The sequence below is a fragment of the Burkholderia sp. 22PA0106 genome (genome assembly GCF_047497155.1).
GTDB lineage: Bacteria > Pseudomonadota > Gammaproteobacteria > Burkholderiales > Burkholderiaceae > Burkholderia.
In genome coordinates this window covers 142,211-158,783 of the sequence record NZ_CP163163.1, presented here as the reverse complement: position 1 = coordinate 158,783, position 16,573 = coordinate 142,211, and the positions used below count along the sequence as shown (strand labels likewise).

General features: G+C 68.9%; 17 protein-coding genes. 11 read left to right on the top strand and 6 right to left on the bottom strand.

Features of this window, described 5'->3' with window-relative positions; all coding sequences use genetic code 11:
- The first annotated feature begins 66 nt into the window (after nucleotides 1-66).
- Nucleotides 67-771 carry a helix-turn-helix transcriptional regulator gene (locus AB4850_RS15685; protein WP_414443952.1) on the top strand — a complete coding sequence of 235 codons (705 nt, stop codon included), beginning with the start codon at nucleotides 67-69 and terminating at the stop codon, nucleotides 769-771.
- 44 nt (nucleotides 772-815) lie between these two features.
- Here AB4850_RS15685 and AB4850_RS15680 read toward each other — a convergent pair whose 3' ends face one another.
- From AB4850_RS15680 to AB4850_RS15670, 3 genes are read right to left on the bottom strand one after another with little or no spacing between them, the layout of a single operon-like run.
- A complete protein-coding gene (locus AB4850_RS15680) occupies nucleotides 816-2,270 on the bottom strand; it encodes an NAD(P)(+) transhydrogenase (Re/Si-specific) subunit beta (RefSeq protein WP_414443951.1) in 1,455 nt (484 codons plus the stop codon).
- Nucleotides 2,267-2,596, bottom strand: coding sequence for an NAD(P) transhydrogenase subunit alpha (locus tag AB4850_RS15675; protein WP_414443950.1), 330 nt, complete (start codon nucleotides 2,594-2,596; stop codon nucleotides 2,267-2,269). Before AB4850_RS15675 ends, AB4850_RS15680 begins: the two co-directional genes overlap by 4 nt.
- A 13-nt stretch (nucleotides 2,597-2,609) precedes the next feature.
- Entirely contained in the window at nucleotides 2,610-3,752 is a 1,143-nt protein-coding gene (locus tag AB4850_RS15670; protein ID WP_414443949.1) for a Re/Si-specific NAD(P)(+) transhydrogenase subunit alpha, read from the bottom strand.
- A gap of 317 nt (nucleotides 3,753-4,069) precedes the next feature.
- Here AB4850_RS15670 and AB4850_RS15665 point away from each other — a divergent pair, with 317 nt between their 5' ends.
- The 3 genes from AB4850_RS15665 to AB4850_RS15655 all read left to right on the top strand — a co-directional run bounded on the left by AB4850_RS15665 (nucleotide 4,070) and on the right by AB4850_RS15655 (nucleotide 7,573).
- Entirely contained in the window at nucleotides 4,070-4,579 is a 510-nt protein-coding gene (locus tag AB4850_RS15665) for an NUDIX hydrolase (RefSeq protein ID WP_414443948.1), read from the top strand.
- Complete coding sequence (gene mnmA, locus AB4850_RS15660) at nucleotides 4,576-5,748, top strand: tRNA 2-thiouridine(34) synthase MnmA (RefSeq protein ID WP_414443947.1); 1,173 nt, start codon at nucleotides 4,576-4,578, stop codon at nucleotides 5,746-5,748. The genes AB4850_RS15665 and mnmA overlap by 4 nt, the downstream gene beginning before the upstream one ends.
- Before the next feature lie 193 nt (nucleotides 5,749-5,941).
- Nucleotides 5,942-7,573: an FMN-binding glutamate synthase family protein gene (locus tag AB4850_RS15655; RefSeq protein WP_414443946.1), complete on the top strand. Its 1,632-nt coding sequence runs from the start codon at nucleotides 5,942-5,944 to the stop codon at nucleotides 7,571-7,573.
- A gap of 102 nt (nucleotides 7,574-7,675) precedes the next feature.
- Here AB4850_RS15655 and AB4850_RS15650 read toward each other — a convergent pair whose 3' ends face one another.
- Nucleotides 7,676-8,290 carry a glutathione S-transferase family protein gene (locus AB4850_RS15650; protein WP_414443945.1) on the bottom strand — a complete coding sequence of 205 codons (615 nt, stop codon included), beginning with the start codon at nucleotides 8,288-8,290 and terminating at the stop codon, nucleotides 7,676-7,678.
- A gap of 219 nt (nucleotides 8,291-8,509) precedes the next feature.
- On the opposite strand from AB4850_RS15650, the gene AB4850_RS15645 reads away from it, so the two are divergent.
- The 6 genes from AB4850_RS15645 (at nucleotide 8,510) to ruvC (ending at nucleotide 15,097) form a co-directional block, all read left to right on the top strand.
- Complete coding sequence (locus AB4850_RS15645; protein ID WP_414443944.1) at nucleotides 8,510-9,934, top strand: aminopeptidase P N-terminal domain-containing protein; 1,425 nt, start codon at nucleotides 8,510-8,512, stop codon at nucleotides 9,932-9,934.
- Between the two features lie 19 nt (nucleotides 9,935-9,953).
- Nucleotides 9,954-11,165, top strand: a complete 1,212-nt coding sequence (locus AB4850_RS15640; RefSeq protein ID WP_414443943.1) for a UbiH/UbiF/VisC/COQ6 family ubiquinone biosynthesis hydroxylase — start codon at nucleotides 9,954-9,956, stop codon at nucleotides 11,163-11,165.
- A 255-nt stretch (nucleotides 11,166-11,420) separates the two neighbouring features.
- A complete protein-coding gene (gene dusB, locus AB4850_RS15635; protein WP_414443942.1) occupies nucleotides 11,421-12,461 on the top strand; it encodes a tRNA dihydrouridine synthase DusB in 1,041 nt (346 codons plus the stop codon).
- A 4-nt stretch (nucleotides 12,462-12,465) separates the two neighbouring features.
- The gene (locus AB4850_RS15630; RefSeq protein ID WP_013696668.1) at nucleotides 12,466-12,699 is read left to right on the top strand and encodes a Fis family transcriptional regulator; all 234 of its coding nucleotides are present in this window, start codon (nucleotides 12,466-12,468) and stop codon (nucleotides 12,697-12,699) included.
- Nucleotides 12,700-12,759: 60 nt separating this feature from the next.
- Nucleotides 12,760-14,325, top strand: a complete 1,566-nt coding sequence (gene purH, locus AB4850_RS15625; RefSeq protein ID WP_414443941.1) for a bifunctional phosphoribosylaminoimidazolecarboxamide formyltransferase/IMP cyclohydrolase — start codon at nucleotides 12,760-12,762, stop codon at nucleotides 14,323-14,325.
- Nucleotides 14,326-14,551: 226 nt separating this feature from the next.
- Nucleotides 14,552-15,097 carry a crossover junction endodeoxyribonuclease RuvC gene (gene ruvC / locus AB4850_RS15620; RefSeq protein WP_414443940.1) on the top strand — a complete coding sequence of 182 codons (546 nt, stop codon included), beginning with the start codon at nucleotides 14,552-14,554 and terminating at the stop codon, nucleotides 15,095-15,097.
- A gap of 36 nt (nucleotides 15,098-15,133) precedes the next feature.
- On the opposite strand, the gene AB4850_RS15615 is transcribed toward ruvC, so the two are convergent.
- Entirely contained in the window at nucleotides 15,134-15,538 is a 405-nt protein-coding gene (locus tag AB4850_RS15615; RefSeq protein WP_414443939.1) for a type II toxin-antitoxin system VapC family toxin, read from the bottom strand.
- On the bottom strand, nucleotides 15,535-15,768 hold the full coding sequence (locus AB4850_RS15610; RefSeq protein ID WP_414443938.1) for an AbrB/MazE/SpoVT family DNA-binding domain-containing protein: 234 nt from the start codon (nucleotides 15,766-15,768) through the stop codon (nucleotides 15,535-15,537). Before AB4850_RS15610 ends, AB4850_RS15615 begins: the two co-directional genes overlap by 4 nt.
- A gap of 139 nt (nucleotides 15,769-15,907) precedes the next feature.
- Here AB4850_RS15610 and ruvA point away from each other — a divergent pair, with 139 nt between their 5' ends.
- On the top strand, nucleotides 15,908-16,489 hold the full coding sequence (gene ruvA / locus AB4850_RS15605) for a Holliday junction branch migration protein RuvA (protein WP_414443937.1): 582 nt from the start codon (nucleotides 15,908-15,910) through the stop codon (nucleotides 16,487-16,489).
- The last annotated feature ends 84 nt before the right edge of the window (nucleotides 16,490-16,573 follow it).

Below are 16,573 nucleotides of genomic sequence, written 5' to 3'. Positions count from 1 at the left end.
CTGCGCCGCGCCGCATGCGCGGCGCTATCATCGCGGCACCGTCCACACTTTCGCCGCACCCACGCCATGACCCGCCGCGCCGACCGCCTGTTCCAGATCGCCGAATTGCTGCGCGGCCGCCGCCTGACGACCGCGCAGCAACTGGCCGAATGGCTCGCGATCTCGCCGCGCACCGTTTACCGCGACATCCGCGACCTGCAGTTGTCGGGTGTGCCGATCGAGGGCGAGGCCGGCATCGGCTACCGGCTGAATCGCGCGGCCAGCCTGCCGCCGCTGACCTTCACGGCCGACGAGCTGTCCGCGCTCGCGGCCGGCGCGCGAATGCTCGAATCGTGGGGCGGCACGCGCTTTGCCGGCGGCGCGCGCTCGGCACTGGCCAAGATCGCCTCGGCGATGCCGGCCGACAAGCGCATCGTGCTGGACCGCCTGCCGGTGTTCGCGCCGTCGCAGCGCGTCGATGCCGCCTACTCCGAAACGATGGACGTGCTGCACCGCGCGCTGGAGGAACGGCGCGTCGTGCATTTCCGCTATCGGGACAAGAAGGATGCGGCCAGCGAGCGGCGCATCTGGCCGCTCGGCCTGGCCTATTGGGGCGGGCAATGGACGGTGTCCGCGTGGTGCGAACTGCGCGACAATTTCCGCAATTTCGACGTGGCCCGCATGCGCGGCGCGACCGCCTGCGAGGTCCACCCCGACATCGACGGGCGCCGGCTCGCCGATTTCCTGCGCACGCTCGAACGCGAATGCGGCAAGGACTGGCCGGCGGGCTGAACGCCGCGCCGGCCGCCGCGCGACTCGAGCGACGACTCGATCGGCTACTCGACCGACTTGACCATGTCCTCGACCACCTTCTTCGCGTCGCCGAACACCATCATCGTCTTGTCCATGTAGAACAGCTCGTTGTCGAGCCCCGCGTAACCCGAGGCCATCGAGCGCTTGTTGACGATCACGGTGCGCGCCTTGTACGCCTCCAGGATCGGCATGCCCGCGATCGGCGATTTCGGATCGTTCTTCGCGGCCGGGTTGACCACGTCGTTCGCGCCGAGCACCAGCACCACGTCGGTCTGGCCGAACGCGTTGTTGATGTCCTCCATCTCGAACACCAGGTCGTACGGCACCTCGGCCTCGGCCAGCAGCACGTTCATGTGCCCCGGCATGCGCCCGGCCACCGGGTGGATCGCGTAGCGCACGTCGATGCCCTTCTCGATCAGCTTGTCGGTCAGCTCCTTGAGCGCATGCTGCGCGCGCGCCACCGCCAGCCCGTAGCCCGGCACGATCACCACCGTTTCGGCGTTGGCGAGCATGAACGCGGCGTCGTCGGCCGAGCCCGATTTCACCGGCCGCTGCTCCTTCGCACCGGCCGCGTCGCCCGCGCCCGCCTCGCCGCCGAAGCCGCCGAGGATCACGTTGAAGAACGAGCGGTTCATCGCGTGGCACATGATGTACGACAGGATCGCGCCCGACGAGCCGACCAGCGAGCCGGCGATGATCAGCATCGGGTTGTTCAGCGAGAAACCGATGCCGGCCGCCGCCCACCCCGAATACGAGTTCAGCATCGACACCACCACCGGCATGTCGGCGCCGCCGATCGGGATGATGATCAGCACGCCGAGCGCGAACGCGATCGCCGTCATCACGATGAACGGCAGCCACGCCTGCGTCACGAAGAACAGGATGCCGAAGCCGAGCATGCCGAGCGCCAGCATCAGGTTGATCAGATGCTGGCCCGCGTACACCACCGGCGCGCCCTGGAACAGCCGGAACTTGTATTTCCCCGACAGCTTGCCGAACGCGATCACCGACCCCGAGAACGTGATCGCGCCCACGAAGGTGCCGATGAACAGCTCGATGCGGTTGCCGAACGGGATGAAGTTGGCCGCCGCCGCGTCCTGCGGCACCAGGCCGAACGCTTCCGGCTCGGCCACCACGGCATAGGCGATGCACACGGCAGCCAGGCCGATCAGCGAGTGCATCGCGGCGACCAGCTCGGGCATCTTGGTCATCTCGACGCGCGCGGCCACGTAGGCCCCCACCGCGCCGCCGACCACCAGCGCGCCGAGCACCAGCGCCAGCCCGAGCGGCAGGTTGGCGCCGAGCCAGGCCGCCTGCCGGACGATCAGCGCGAGCGTGGTCAGGATCGCGATCGCCATCCCGACCATCCCGAACAGGTTGCCGCGCCGCGCGGTGCGCGGATGCGACAGCCCCTTGAGCGCCTGGATGAAGCACACCGAGGCGACCAGATACAGCAGCGTGACGACGTTCAGGCTCATCGCGCACCCTCCGTCTTGCCCTTGGCGCCGTCCTTCGGCGTCTTCTTGCGGAACATCTCCAGCATTCGCCTGGTGACGAGGAAGCCGCCGAACACGTTGACGGCGGCCAGCGCCACCGCGATCGTGCCGAACACCTTGCCGGTGGTGCCGACCGTCAGCGCGGCGGCCAGCATCGCACCGACGATCACGATCGCCGAAATCGCGTTGGTGACGGCCATCAGCGGCGTATGCAGCGCCGGCGTGACGTTCCAGACCACGTGATAGCCGACGTACACCGCCAGCACGAAGATGATCACGTTGATCACCGTGTGATTGATCACTTCCATCGCGATCGCCCCCTTATTTGCGGACCACGTCGCCGTCGCGACACAGCAGCGTCGCGGCGACGATGTCGTCGTTCATGTCGATGTTCAGGACGCCTTCCTGCGTGACGATCAGCTTCAGGAAGTCGGCGAGATTGCGTGCGTAGAGCGCCGAGGCATCGGCCGGCACCTGCGCGGCGAGGTTGGTGTGGCCGGCGATCGTCACGCCGTGCACGTTCACCACTTCGTCGGCCACGGTCAGCGGGCAATTGCCGCCACGCCGTCCGTCCGGGCCGGGCGCGCCGCGGCCGGCGGCCAGGTCGACCAGCACCGCGCCGGGCTTCATGGCGGCCACCGTCTCGGCCTGGATCAGCGTGGGTGCGGCGCGGCCCGGGATCAGCGCGGTGGTGATCACGATGTCGGCCTGCTTGGCGCGCTCGTGCACCAGCGCCGCCTGCCGCGCGAGCCACGACGGCGGCATCGGCCGCGCGTAGCCGCCGGTGCCCTGCGCGGCCTCGCGTTCCTCGTCGGTCTCGAACGGCACATCGACGAACTTCGCGCCGAGCGATTCGATCTGCTCCTTGACGGCGGGCCGTACGTCGGACGCCTCGATCACCGCGCCGAGCCGCTTGGCGGTGGCGATCGCCTGCAGGCCGGCCACCCCCGCGCCGAGCACCAGCACGCGGGCCGCCTTCACGGTGCCGGCAGCCGTCATCAGCATCGGCAGGAAGCGCGGATAGAGCGAGGCGGCCAGCAGCACGGCCTTGTAGCCGGCGATATTGGCCTGGGAAGACAGCACGTCGAGGCTTTGCGCACGGGTGGTGCGCGGCGCGGCCTCCAGCGCGAACGCGGTCACGCCGGCTGCCGCGAGCTGCGCGGCCTGCTCGGTGTTGAACGGATCGAGCATGCCGGCCAGCACCGCGCCACGGCGCATCAGCGCCAGCTCGGCCGCGTCGGGCGCCTGCACCTTCAGCACCAGGTCGGCGGCGTAGACGGCTGTGCGCTCGGCCAGCGTCGCGCCGGCCGCCGCATAGGCGTCGTCGGGGTAGCTCGCGGCCGTGCCGGCGCCATGCTCGACACTGACGGCGTGGCCGGCCGCCACGTATTTCCTGACGGTTTCGGGCGTCGCGGCCACGCGCGCCTCATGAGCCCGCGTCTCGACGGGCACTCCGATCTGCATCGTGATCCTCCAGCTGGCTTTCTGATTCTTGATTTCGACTGCGAGGCGAGCCGGAGCATTTCCGGACGACGACGACCGGCTCGGGGCAAGGGCATGGTCAACGCGCCAATGTACCCGATCGCCGCCGCCGCGCCGCATCCGGCCCTTTCCCGGCTGGACAAACGGCTGCAGATCGGACAGGCACGGTGGTGGCCGGCTTGCGACTGGCTTGCGACTGGCTTGCCGCAGGGTTTGGGGCCGGATCGCCGCCCGTGCCGGGGCCGCCGCCCCGCTTGCGCTTCGGCAGCCGCGCCGCGCAACCGGTAAAATGCTCGCCCATGAAACCCGAACTCTGGACCCCGCACGTCACGGTGGCCGCGATCGTCGAACGCGACGGCCGCTTCCTGCTGATCGAGGAACACACGTCGGCAGGATTGCGGCTCAATCAGGCCGCCGGCCATCTCGAGGCCGGCGAAACGCTCGTCGAGGCCGTGATCCGCGAAACGCTCGAGGAAACGGCGCACCCGTTCGAGCCGGAAGCGCTGGTGGGCGTCTATCAGACGCACTTCGAGCGGCCCGGCAAGGGCGGCGCGACCTACCTGCGCTTCACGTTCTGCGGGCGGGCCGGCGAGGCAGTGGCGGGCCGCGCGCTCGACGACGGCATCGTCCGCACGCTGTGGATGACGGCCGACGAGCTGCGCGCCGCCTCGCATCGCCACCGCACGCCCGCGGTCATGCAGTGCGTCGACGATTACCTCGCCGGCCGCCGCGTGCCGCTGGAGTTCGTCCATACGCATTCCGTCGCGCCCTACCGCGCGACGCCCGAACATCAGGCTGTCAGCAAATGAAGAAGCAACGTGTCGTGGTCGGCATGTCGGGCGGTGTCGATTCGTCGGTCACCGCGTGGCTGCTGAAGGAACAGGGTTACGACGTGGTCGGCCTGTTCATGAAGAACTGGGAAGACGACGACGACGGCGAGTACTGCTCGACCCGTCAGGACTGGATCGACGTGGTGTCGGTGGCCGACCTGATCGGCATCGACGTCGAGGCCGTCAATTTCGCCGCCGAATACAAGGACCGCGTGTTCGCCGAATTCCTGCGCGAATACTCGGCCGGCCGCACGCCGAACCCGGACGTGCTCTGCAACGCCGAGATCAAGTTCAAGGCGTTCCTCGATCACGCGATGTCGCTCGGCGCGGAAACCATCGCCACCGGCCACTACGCGCGCGTGCGCGAACGCGCCGGCCGCTTCGAGCTGCTCAAGGCGTTCGACCACACCAAGGATCAGTCCTACTTCCTGCACCGGCTCAATCAGGCGCAGCTCTCGAAAACGCTGTTCCCGCTGGGCGAGATGCCGAAAACGCGCGTGCGCGAGATCGCCGAACAGATCGGCCTGCCGAACGCGAAGAAGAAGGATTCGACCGGCATCTGCTTCATCGGCGAGCGGCCATTCCGCGATTTCCTGAACCGCTACCTGCCCACCCAGCCCGGCCCGATGAAGACGCCCGACGGCCGGCGCGTGGGCGAGCACATCGGCCTGGCGTTCTACACGTTCGGCCAGCGCAAGGGTATCGGCCTCGGCGGCAGCAAGGACGGCAGCGGCGAGCCGTGGTTCGTGGCCGGCAAGGACATCGCGTCGAACACGCTGTACGTCGCGCAGGGGCACGATCATGCGTGGCTGCTGTCGCACGAGCTGGTGGCCGGCAACGTCAGTTGGGTGGCCGGCGAGCCGCCCGCCGAAGGCTTCACGTGCGGCGCGAAAACGCGCTACCGGCAGGCCGACGCGGCCTGCGCGTTCGGCCGCGCCAAGCCGGGCGAGGCCGGCGAGGCGCGCTTCTCGCTGGCGTTCGAGGCCGCGCAATGGGCCGTCACGCCGGGCCAGTCGGCCGTGCTCTACGACGGCGAAATCTGCCTGGGTGGCGGCATCATCGAGGGGGTCGCAACGGGCCAGCCCGGCTCGGCCGACGCAGTGGGCGCGGCGCTCGCGCGCGAGACGGCCGGCGGCGTGGCGATCTGAATCGGGCCGCTTTCTCGCGCCTTTCAACCGCCTTTAGTGGGGCCGGCTTCGAAGCGGCCTGACACATTATCGGTTTAGACTTGCGGCACGCGACGATCGGCCGCCGCACCAGCAGGCGGCCGGCGCCGTGCGCCGCCGGCCGCGGCCTTGACGGCCTCGCCATGGCGGCCAACCGAAGAATAAGGAATCCCCCATGTTTGCAAGACGCTATCTCGCGATGTGGTGCGCGACGCTCGTGCTCGTTCTGCTCGCCCTCCTCGCCTTGTCCCACCTGATCGCCTGGCCCTGGATCCTGATCCCCGCCGCCCTCGTCGGCCTCGGCCTGTGGGATCTGCAACAGGATCACCACGCGATCCTGCGGAACTACCCGCTCTGGGGCCACTTCCGCTTCATGTTCGAGTTCATCCGCCCGGAGATCCGCCAGTATTTCGTCGAGGACGATACCGACGAGAAGCCGTTCTCGCGCGCGCAGCGCAGCGTGGTTTACCAGCGCGCCAAGAACGTGGCCGACAACCGGCCGTACGGCACCGAGCTGAACGTCAAGGCAGTCGCGCACGAGTGGATCAGCCACTCGCTGGTGCCGACCCGGCTCGCGAACCACGATTTCCGGATTCGCGTCGGCGCCGAGCGCGCCCAGCCCTACGACATTTCCATCTTCAACGTCTCGGCAATGAGCTACGGCTCGCTGTCGGCGAACGCGATCCGCGCGCTGAACCTCGGCGCCAAGAAGGGCGGCTTCGCGCACGACACCGGCGAAGGCTCGCTGTCGAAATATCACCGCGAGCACGGCGGCGACATCATCTGGGAAATCGCCTCGGGTTACTTCGGATGCCGTAACGACGACGGCACGTTCAACGCGGACAAATACGCGAAGCAGGCCGCCGATCCGCAGGTCAAGATGATCGAGGTGAAGCTCTCGCAGGGCGCCAAGCCGGGCCACGGCGGCGTGCTGCCGGCCGCCAAGATCACGCCCGAGATCGCCGAGACGCGCGGCATCCCGATGGGCAAGGATTGCATCTCGCCGGCCTCGCATTCGGAATTCTCGACGCCGCGCGGCCTGCTCGAATTCGTCGAGAAGCTGCGCACGCTGTCGGGCGGCAAGCCCACTGGCTTCAAGCTGTGCATCGGCCATCCGTGGGAATTCTTCGGCATCGCCAAGGCCATGCTCGAAACCGGCATCGTGCCGGACTTCATCGTGGTGGACGGCGCCGAGGGCGGCACCGGCGCGGCGCCGCTCGAATTCACCGACCACGTGGGCGTGCCGTTGCAGGAAGGGCTGCTGCTGGTGCACAACACGCTGGTGGGCATCGGCCTGCGCGAGCGCATCAAGATCGGCGCGAGCGGCAAGATCATCACGGCGTTCGACATCGCGCGCACGCTCGCGATCGGCGCGGACTGGGTCAACTCGGCGCGCGGCTTCATGTTCGCGGTGGGCTGCATCCAGGCGCAGACCTGCCATACCGGCCGCTGCCCGACCGGCGTGGCGACCCAGGACGAAGTGCGCCAGCGCGCGCTGGTGGTGCCAGACAAGTCGGAGCGCGTCTACAACTTCCACCGCAATACGCTGCATGCGCTGCAGGAGCTGGTGCAGGCCGCCGGCCTCGCGCATCCGGCCGACCTGCACGCGCATCACATCGTGCAGCGCGTCGCCCCGCACGAGGTGCGGCTGATGTCGCAACTGCTCAAGTACGTGAAGCCGGGCGCGCTGCTGACCGGCGAGAAGCTCGGCCTGACGCTCTACGACACATGGTGGCCGGCGGCGCGCAGCGATTCGTTCTCGATCGGCGACGCGGCTTACGCAGCGTGGGCGGCCTACGACGAATAAGCCCCGCGCGGCCGTGGTGCCGCACGCGTAAAAACGCCCCGCCAGTGCGATGCCCGGCGGGGCGTTTTTTTGATGCTGCTCGTTGGGATGCCCGACGGGCGATCAGTTCTGCGGCACGGTATCGATGAACGACTGCCGCTGCGAGAGCTTCACGAAGTGCTTGTCGAGGTTCGGATGCCGCTCGCGCCAGGCGAGTTCGGGCATGCGGAAGTCGAGATAGCCGAGCGCGCAACCGAGCGCGACATCCGACAGCGTGTAGTGATTGCCGACGCACCACGGCTTGCCGCCGAGGCCTTGCGACATCGCCACCAGGCCGTCGTCGATCTTGCGCTGCTGGCGCGCGATCCAGGCCTCGCTGCGCTGTTCCGGCGTGCGCTGCGTGTGTTCGACGCGAATGTTGACCGCTGCATCGAGCACGCCGTCGGCGAGCGCTTCCCAGCACCGCACCTCGACGCGCTCGCGCCCCGACGGCGGAATCAGCTTGCCGACCGGCGACAAGGTATCGGCGTATTCGCAGATCACGCGCGAATCGAACACGGCCGCGCCGTCGTCCATCACGAGACACGGCACCTTGCCGAGCGGATTCGAGCCGTGAATCGTGGTGTCCGGCCCCCACACGTTCTCGAGTTCCAACTGGTAATCGATCTTCTTTTCGGCCAGCACGATACGCGCCTTGCGCACGTAGGGGCTGCCGAGCGAACCGATGAGTTTGATCATCCTGCTTGCCTGCCTGCCAAGTAAATACCGCCCGAGAGTATACGTCGTCAGACGTCGGCGACGATCATAACCGCCCACCCGGCACTCGGTGCAAGTCGCCCGGACAGCCTGTGGACCGGATGCAACAGCGTCGCGACGCCGCTTGCGACAAGGCCAGGCGGCCATCGGCCGACCACGCCGGCCAACGCGCGCCCCTCCCGACAGCGCTACAATCGCGCCATGAACGCGCCCACCGAAACCGCCCTCGCCCCCGACGTCTACCGCCAGCGCCGTGCGCGCGTGCTCGCCGCGCTGCGCGCGACGGGCGGCGGCGTCGCGATCGTCCCCACCGCCGCCGAAGCGATGCGCAACCGCGACGCCGGCTATCCTTACCGCCACGACAGCTACTTCTATTATCTGACCGGCTTCACCGAACCCGACGCGCTGCTCGTGCTCGACGCGCGCGCGGCCGGCGGCGAACCGGAATCGATACTGTTCTGTCGTGCGAAGCATCCCGACCGCGAGATCTGGGAAGGCTTCCACTACGGCCCCGACGCCGCGCGCGAGACGTTCGGCTTCGACGCCGCGTTCGCCAACGACGTGCTCGACACCGAACTGCCGCGCCTGCTCGGCGACGCGGGCGCGGTGCACTATCGCTTCGGCGCATCGGCCGAGTTCGACCGGCAACTGGCCGGCTGGCTCGACGCCGTGCGCGCACGCAGCCGCGCCGGCGTCGCCGCACCGGCCTCGGCCCACGATCTCACGCCGCTGCTCGACGAGATGCGCCTCGTCAAGGACGTTCACGAGCAGGCGATCATGCGCCGCGCCGGCGTGATTTCCGCGAGCGCGCACCGACGCGCGATGGCGGTCACGCGCCCCGGCATCCGCGAATACGAGATCGAGGCCGAACTGCTGCACGAATTCCGCCGCCACGGCTCGGCCGGGCCGGCCTACGGCTCGATCGTCGCGGCCGGCGCGAACGCCTGCGTGCTGCACTACCCGGCCGGCAACGCCGTGGCCCAGGACGGCGACCTGATCCTGATCGACGCGGCCTGCGAACTCGAAGGCTATGCCTCCGACATCACGCGCACGTTCCCCGCGAACGGCCGCTTCTCCGGCCCGCAGCGCGCGCTCTACGACATCGTGCTGGCCGCGCAGGAGGCGGCGGCCGCCGCCACGCGCCCCGGCGTGCCGTTCGAGGCGCCGCACGACGCGGCGGTGCGCGTGCTCGCGCAGGGCCTGCTCGACACCGGCATCGTGCCGAAGTCGCGCTTCGCGAGCGTCGACGACGTGATCGCCGAGCGCGCCTACTCGCGCTTCTACATGCATCGCACCGGCCACTGGCTCGGCATGGACGTGCACGATTGCGGCGACTACCGCGAGCGCGGCGCCGAACGCGACGCCCACGGCGCGCTGCCGTGGCGCACGCTGCGCGCGGGCATGGCGCTGACCATCGAGCCGGGCCTCTACGTGCGCGCGGCCGACGACGTGCCGGCCGAATTCCACGACATCGGCATCCGCATCGAGGACGACGCGTTCGTCACCGCCGACGGCTGCGAACTGATCACGCGCGACGTGCCGGTGGCCGCCGACGAGATCGAGGCGCTGATGCGCGACGCTCGGGGTGCGGCGGCCGTCGTGCCCGTCGTGCCCGTCGCACGTTGAGCGCAGGCGAACCCGCACGATGACGCACGCTCCCGCTCCTACCGCCCCGTTCGACACGCCATTCGACGCCGATGTCGCCATCATCGGCGCCGGCCCGGTCGGCCTCGCCCTGGCCGGCTGGCTCGCGCGCCGCAGCGCGACGCAGGCGCTGTCGGTGGTGCTGGTCGATGCCCGCGACCCGTCGGCCAGCGCCGGCGACCCGCGCGCGATCGCCGTCTCGCACGGCAGCCGCGTGTTGCTCGGCGCACTCGGCTGGCCCGGCGACGCGACGCCGATCGAACACATCCATGTTTCGCAGCGCGGCCACTTCGGCCGCACGCTGATCGACCGCGAGGAACACGGCGTCGATGCGCTCGGCTACGTGGCGCGCTACGGCTCGCTGGTCGGCACGCTGGCGCGCGCGGTCCACGCCACGCCGGTCCAATGGCTGACCTCGACCACCGCGCGCGCGCCGCAACAGGACGCCGACGGCGTGAGCGTCACGCTCGACACGCCCCAGGGCGAACGCGTACTGCGCGTGCGCACGCTCGTCAACGCCGAGGGCGGCCTGTTCCAGGACACCCCGCGCAACGGCGTGCGCGACGAACGCCACCGCCGCGATTACGCGCAAACCGCCATCGTCGGCACCGTCAGCGTGGCCGCGCCGCAGCCGCGCGTGGCCTGGGAACGCTTCACGCCCGAAGGCCCGCTCGCGCTGCTGCCGCTCGGCGGCCCGAACCAGGCCGACTACGCGCTCGTCTGGTGCTGCTCGCCGGACGAAGCCGCGCGCCGCGCCGCGCTGCCCGACGCGGCGTTCCTCGCCGAACTCGGCATCGCGTTCGGAACACGCATGGGCCGTTTCACGCAGATCGCCGGCCGCGCCGCGTTCCCGCTCGGGCTGGCCGCCGCGCCCACGCTGGTCAGCGGCCGCGTGGCGAGCGTCGGCAACGCCGCGCAAACCCTGCATCCGGTGGCGGGACAAGGGCTCAACCTCGGCCTGCGCGACGCGCACACGCTGGTCGACGCGCTATCCGAACACGGCGCCACGCCGCTCGCGCTGGCCGCGTTCAACGGGCGCCGCGTGCTCGACCGGCGCCTGACGATCGGCGCGACCGACCTGCTGGCGCGGTTGTTCACGATCGAATCGCGCCCGCTCGCGGCGCTGCGCGGGGCCGCCCTGACCGCGCTCGAATTCGTGCCGCCGCTCAAGGCGGTGATCGCGCGGCAGATGATGTTCGGCCAGCGCCGCTGACTCCGCGCCGGCGTGCGGGTCGGGCGGCATCGGCACAACATCCGGGCATACCCGGCCAACACCCGGGCAGCGGCCGGCCGGCGTGGTCGCCCTGCCCCACCGTGACACCGTCACCGGAATTTCACCGAAGCTTCATCTCGATTTGACGCTTGTCGACAATCGCGATCGCCCGGCCCCCCCGGCGCTTACGGTAAAATGCGCGTTTTCCCACCGTCCGATCGTTGCCCGCGCCCTCGCGCGGGCGCTGCCATTGCAATGCCCGTTCTCGGCTCTCACGTCCTGCGCAACAACCTGTTCGTCGCCCCCATGGCCGGCGTCACGGATCGCCCGTTCCGCCAGCTCTGCAAGCGGCTGGGCGCCGGCTACGCGGTGTCCGAGATGGTCGCGTCGAACGCGCAACTCTGGAAAAGCGAGAAAACCATGCGCCGCGCCAACCACACGGGCGAGGTGGAGCCGATCGCGGTGCAGATCGCCGGCGCCGATCCGGCGATGATGGCCGAGGCGGCCCGCTACAACGTGGCGAACGGCGCGCAGATCATCGACATCAACATGGGCTGCCCGGCCAAGAAGGTCTGCAACGTGGCGGCCGGCTCGGCGCTGCTGCAGAACGAACCGCTGGTGGTGCGGATCGTCTCGGCCGTGGTAGCGGCCGTGGGCACCGGCCCCGACGCGGTGCCCGTCACGCTGAAGATCCGCACCGGCTGGGATCGCGAGCACAAGAACGCGCTGACCATCGCGCGGCTCGCGCAGGACGCCGGCATCGCGATGCTGACCGTGCACGGCCGCACGCGCGCCGATCTCTACAAGGGCGACGCCGAATACGACACGATCGCCGCCGTGAAGGCCTCGGTGAAAATTCCAGTGGTGGCGAACGGCGACATTACCTCGCCGGCCAAGGCACGTGCCGTGCTCGACGCCACCGGCGCCGACGCGCTGATGATCGGTCGCGCCGCGCAAGGCCGCCCGTGGCTGTTCCGCGAAATCGAGCATTTCCTGCGAACCGGCGAAACCCTGCCGCCGCCGAGCGTCGACGAGATCCAGCACCTGCTCAACGAGCACCTGGAAGATCATTACGCGTTCTACGGCGAATTTACCGGCGTACGTACTGCGCGCAAGCACATCGGCTGGTACACTCGCGGCCTTTCCGGCGCCAACGCGTTCCGGCACCGGATGAATACGCTCGATTCCACACGCGACCAGCTTGCCGCCGTCAACGATTATTTCGACGCGCAGCGCGCGCTGTCCGACCATCTCGTCTATGTCGACGACGGCGGCGCATCCGACCCTATTCAATAGCAGCATGAGCAAGCACAACATCGAACAATGTGTCCGCGACAGCCTGGACGTGTATTTCCGGGATCTCGACGGGTCCAACCCGCATGACGTCTACGACATGGTGATGTCGTGCGTCGAGAAGCCGATGCTCGAGGTCGTGCTCGAACAGGCGGGCGGCAACCAGTCGCTCGCCGCCGAGTACCTCGGCATCAACCGCAACACGCTGCGCAAGAAGCTGCAGCAGCACGGCCTGCTGTAAGGCCGTTGCACGACCGGCCGCTTCCGTCCCCCGTTTCCCTGGCTACTGGTGCTCCCCATCATGATCAAGCAAGCGCTCCTTTCCGTTTCCGATAAAACCGGCATCGTCGAATTCGCGACGGCCCTCTCGCAACAGGGCGTCAAGCTGCTGTCGACGGGCGGCACCGCGAAGCTGCTGGCCGACGCGGGCCTGCCCGTCACCGAAGTGGCCGACTACACCGGTTTCCCGGAAATGCTCGACGGGCGCGTGAAGACGCTGCACCCGAAGGTGCACGGCGGGATCCTGGCGCGCCGCGACCTTCCCGAACACATGCAGGCGCTCGACGCGCACGGCATCCCAACCATCGACCTGCTGGTGGTGAACCTGTACCCGTTCGTCGCGACCATCGCGAAGGACGACTGCACGCTGGCCGACGCGATCGAGAACATCGACATCGGCGGCCCGACCATGCTGCGCTCGGCCGCGAAGAACCACCGCGACGTGACGGTGATCGTCGATCCGGCCGATTACGCCGTGGTGCTCGACGAAATGAAGGCGAACGGCAACACGGTGGGCTACACCACCAACTTCCGCCTCGCCACCAAGGTGTTCGCGCACACCGCGCAATACGACGGCGCGATCACGAACTACCTGACGAGCCTGACCGAAGAGCTGCAGCACGCCACGCGCAAGCCGTACCCGGCCACGCTGAACCTGGCGTACGACAAGGTGCAGGACCTGCGCTACGGCGAGAATCCGCACCAGACGGCCGCGTTCTACCGCGACCTGGCCACCCCGGCCGGCGCGCTGGCGAACTACCGCCAGTTGCAGGGCAAGGAACTGTCGTACAACAACATCGCCGATTCCGACGCGGCCTGGGAATGCGTGAAGACCTTCGACGCCCCGGCCTGCGTGATCATCAAGCACGCCAACCCGTGCGGCGTGGCGGTGGCCGCCAGCCCGGCCGAAGCCTATGCCAAGGCATTCCAGACCGATCCGACCTCGGCGTTCGGCGGCATCATCGCGTTCAACCGCGAAGTGGACGAAGCGACCGCGCAAGCCGTGGCCAAGCAGTTCGTCGAAGTGCTGATCGCCCCGTCGTTCTCGGAAGCGGCCAAACAGGTGTTCGCGGCCAAGCAGAACGTCCGTCTGCTCGAAATCGCGCTCGGCGAAGGCTTCAACGCGTTCGACCTGAAGCGCGTCGGCGGCGGCCTGCTGGTGCAGTCGCTCGACTCGCGCAACGTGCAACCCGAAGAACTGCGCGTGGTGACGAAGCGCCAGCCGACGCCGAAGGAACTCGACGATCTGCTGTTCGCCTGGCGCGTCGCGAAGTTCGTCAAGTCGAACGCGATCGTGTTCTGCGGCAACGGCATGACGCTCGGCGTCGGCGCCGGCCAGATGAGCCGTGTGGATTCGGCCCGCATCGCCGGCATCAAGGCGCAGAACGCCGGCCTCACGCTGACCGGCTCGGCCGTGGCGTCGGATGCGTTCTTCCCGTTCCGCGACGGCCTCGACGTGGTGGTGGCCGCCGGCGCGACCGCGGTGATCCACCCGGGCGGCTCGATGCGCGACGACGAAGTGATCGCGGCAGCCGACGAGCACGGCATCGCGATGGTGCTGACGGGCATCCGTCACTTCCGTCACTGATCGCCCGCGCCGGCCACGGCGCTCGACAGGCGGCAAACCGGGGCGAGCGGGCAACCGCCACCGCCCCGCGAAACGGCGGCGCAGGCTTTCCTCGCCGCCGTTTTTCATGGCGCGACGTGGTGCGAACCGCGCCCGCCGTTGCCCAACCCACGCGGCGATCGTTGTACCATCGGCGCATTCCGCTGATTTCCCCTGCGCTCCTCACCCGCTTTCCCACCCGCTCTTCATGCGTATCATCGGCATCGACCCCGGCCTGCGCGTCACCGGCTTCGGCGTGATCGACGTGCACGGCAGCAAGCTCGCCTACGTGGCAAGCGGCGTGATCCGTACCCCGTCCGCCGCCGATCTCTCGGTGCGCCTCGGCGTGATCTTCGACGGCGTATCCACGCTCGTGCGCGAACATGCGCCGGACCAGGCCTCGATCGAGAAAGTGTTCGTCAACGTCAATCCGCAATCCACCCTGCTGCTCGGCCAGGCCCGCGGCGCGGCGATCTGCGGGCTGGTGGCCGGTGCGCTGCCGGTGGCCGAATACACCCCGACGCAACTGAAGCAGGCCATCGTCGGCTACGGCCGCGCCACCAAGGAGCAGATGCAGCAGATGGTGGTGCGCCTGCTCGCGCTGTCGGGCCTGCCCGGCACCGACGCGGCCGATGCGCTCGGCGTGGCGATCTGCCATGCGCACGGCGGCGGCACGCTCGAAGCGCTCGGCGGCCTCGCCCCCTCGCTGGTCAAGAAGGGCTTTCGCGTGCGGCGCGGCCGGCTGGTGGGCTGAGGCGGGCGCGGGCGCCTGCGCTTCACGTCTCACACTTCACGCCTGCGGCGCGATCAGCGCGAGCTTCGGGAAATAGGTGCGATAGCGGCCGATATCCCGCGTCAGCAGTTGCACGCCGAGCACGCTGGCGTGGGCACCGATGAAAAAATCGGGCAGCACGCCGACCTTCGCGCCGGCCGTGCGCCGGTATAGCCCGAACGCCTTGCCGGCCAGGAACAGCGCGGCACGCGGCATCGGTTCGATGCGCAGCCCGGCCCTCGCCACGAACGCATCGAGCGCCTCGATGCGCGCATACCCCACGCCAAGTTCCGCATAAACGACCTCGTTGATCGACAGCGGCCCGTGCAGCGAAGCGGCTTCGAGCTGATGCTGGGACCAGCCGGCCCAGACCGGATCGTCGGTCGCCAGATCGAGCAGCACGTTGGTGTCGACGAAGATCATGCGCCGTCGCCCCGCGTGAGGGCGAGGATCTCGTCGGTGCTCATCGGCGCATCGAGCGAGCCGCGCAGCTCGGCAAAACGCGAGGCGGGCGCGCCACCACCCGCCCGCTGCACCGTCACGCGGCCGTCGCTCTCCATCCGAAAATCCACCTCCATGCCCGGCACGAGGCCGAGGCGCTCGCGCACGGCCTTCGGAATCGTCACCTGCCCCTTCACGGTCATCGTCGACATCGTCGCTCCCGAGTAATACCTGAAATCGAGAGCGTAATACTTCAACCTCGGAGCGACAAGCGACACGATGTCGGCCGGTTCGCGTCGTACGGCGTGGCGTGCGCTACACTCGCGCTTTCGGTCCTTCGTTGTCCTCGCCATGATCGGTCGCATTGCCGGCACCCTCCTCGAAAAAAACCCACCCCACCTGCTGGTCGACTGCAACGGCGTCGGCTACGAGCTCGATGTGCCGATGAGCACGTTCTACAACCTGCCGAACACGGGCGAGCGCGTGGTGCTGCTCACGCAGATGATCGTGCGCGAAGATGCCCACCTGCTGTATGGCTTTCTCACGCCGCCGGAACGCACCACGTTCCGCGAACTGCTGAAGATCACCGGCATCGGCGCGCGCATGGCGCTCGCGGTGCTGTCCGGCATGAGCGTGCAGGAACTCTCGCAGGTCGTGACGATGCAGGACACCGCGCGCCTCACGCGCCTGCCCGGCATCGGCAAGAAAACCGCCGAACGCCTGCTGCTCGAACTGAAGGGCAAGCTCGGCGCGGACCTCGGCGAACTGGCCGGCCAGGCCTCGCAATCGGACCACGCCGCGGACATCCTCAACGCGCTGATCTCGCTCGGCTATTCCGAAAAGGAAGCGCTGGCCGCGATCAAGAACGTGCCGGCCGGCACCGGCGTGTCCGAGGGCATCAAGATCTCGCTGAAGGCGCTCTCGAAGGCCTGATCGCCGGCCGGCGGCAGCACGCGGCCGGCCTGGCACCACCACGATCTCATGCCGCGCCCGGCCGCGCGAGTCGGCCGTTCGGCC

Bases quoted from the DNA above. Each gene is read 5' to 3' on its own strand.
- purH (WP_414443941.1), top strand. From the start codon at position 12,760: ATGATCAAGCAAGCGCTCCTTTCCGTTTCCGATAAAACCGGCATCGTC.
- dusB (WP_414443942.1), top strand. From the start codon at position 11,421: ATGCCCGTTCTCGGCTCTCACGTCCTGCGCAACAACCTGTTCGTCGCC.
- AB4850_RS15665 (WP_414443948.1), top strand. From the start codon at position 4,070: ATGAAACCCGAACTCTGGACCCCGCACGTCACGGTGGCCGCGATCGTC.
- AB4850_RS15675 (WP_414443950.1), bottom strand. From the start codon at position 2,596: ATGGAAGTGATCAATCACACGGTGATCAACGTGATCATCTTCGTGCTG.
- AB4850_RS15645 (WP_414443944.1), top strand. From the start codon at position 8,510: ATGAACGCGCCCACCGAAACCGCCCTCGCCCCCGACGTCTACCGCCAG.
- ruvA (WP_414443937.1), top strand. From the start codon at position 15,908: ATGATCGGTCGCATTGCCGGCACCCTCCTCGAAAAAAACCCACCCCAC.
- AB4850_RS15685 (WP_414443952.1), top strand. From the start codon at position 67: ATGACCCGCCGCGCCGACCGCCTGTTCCAGATCGCCGAATTGCTGCGC.
- ruvC (WP_414443940.1), top strand. From the start codon at position 14,552: ATGCGTATCATCGGCATCGACCCCGGCCTGCGCGTCACCGGCTTCGGC.
- AB4850_RS15615 (WP_414443939.1), bottom strand. From the start codon at position 15,538: ATGATCTTCGTCGACACCAACGTGCTGCTCGATCTGGCGACCGACGAT.
- mnmA (WP_414443947.1), top strand. From the start codon at position 4,576: ATGAAGAAGCAACGTGTCGTGGTCGGCATGTCGGGCGGTGTCGATTCG.
- AB4850_RS15670 (WP_414443949.1), bottom strand. From the start codon at position 3,752: ATGCAGATCGGAGTGCCCGTCGAGACGCGGGCTCATGAGGCGCGCGTG.
- AB4850_RS15610 (WP_414443938.1), bottom strand. From the start codon at position 15,768: ATGTCGACGATGACCGTGAAGGGGCAGGTGACGATTCCGAAGGCCGTG.
- AB4850_RS15680 (WP_414443951.1), bottom strand. From the start codon at position 2,270: ATGAGCCTGAACGTCGTCACGCTGCTGTATCTGGTCGCCTCGGTGTGC.
- AB4850_RS15640 (WP_414443943.1), top strand. From the start codon at position 9,954: ATGACGCACGCTCCCGCTCCTACCGCCCCGTTCGACACGCCATTCGAC.
- AB4850_RS15630 (WP_013696668.1), top strand. From the start codon at position 12,466: ATGAGCAAGCACAACATCGAACAATGTGTCCGCGACAGCCTGGACGTG.
- AB4850_RS15650 (WP_414443945.1), bottom strand. From the start codon at position 8,290: ATGATCAAACTCATCGGTTCGCTCGGCAGCCCCTACGTGCGCAAGGCG.
- AB4850_RS15655 (WP_414443946.1), top strand. From the start codon at position 5,942: ATGTTTGCAAGACGCTATCTCGCGATGTGGTGCGCGACGCTCGTGCTC.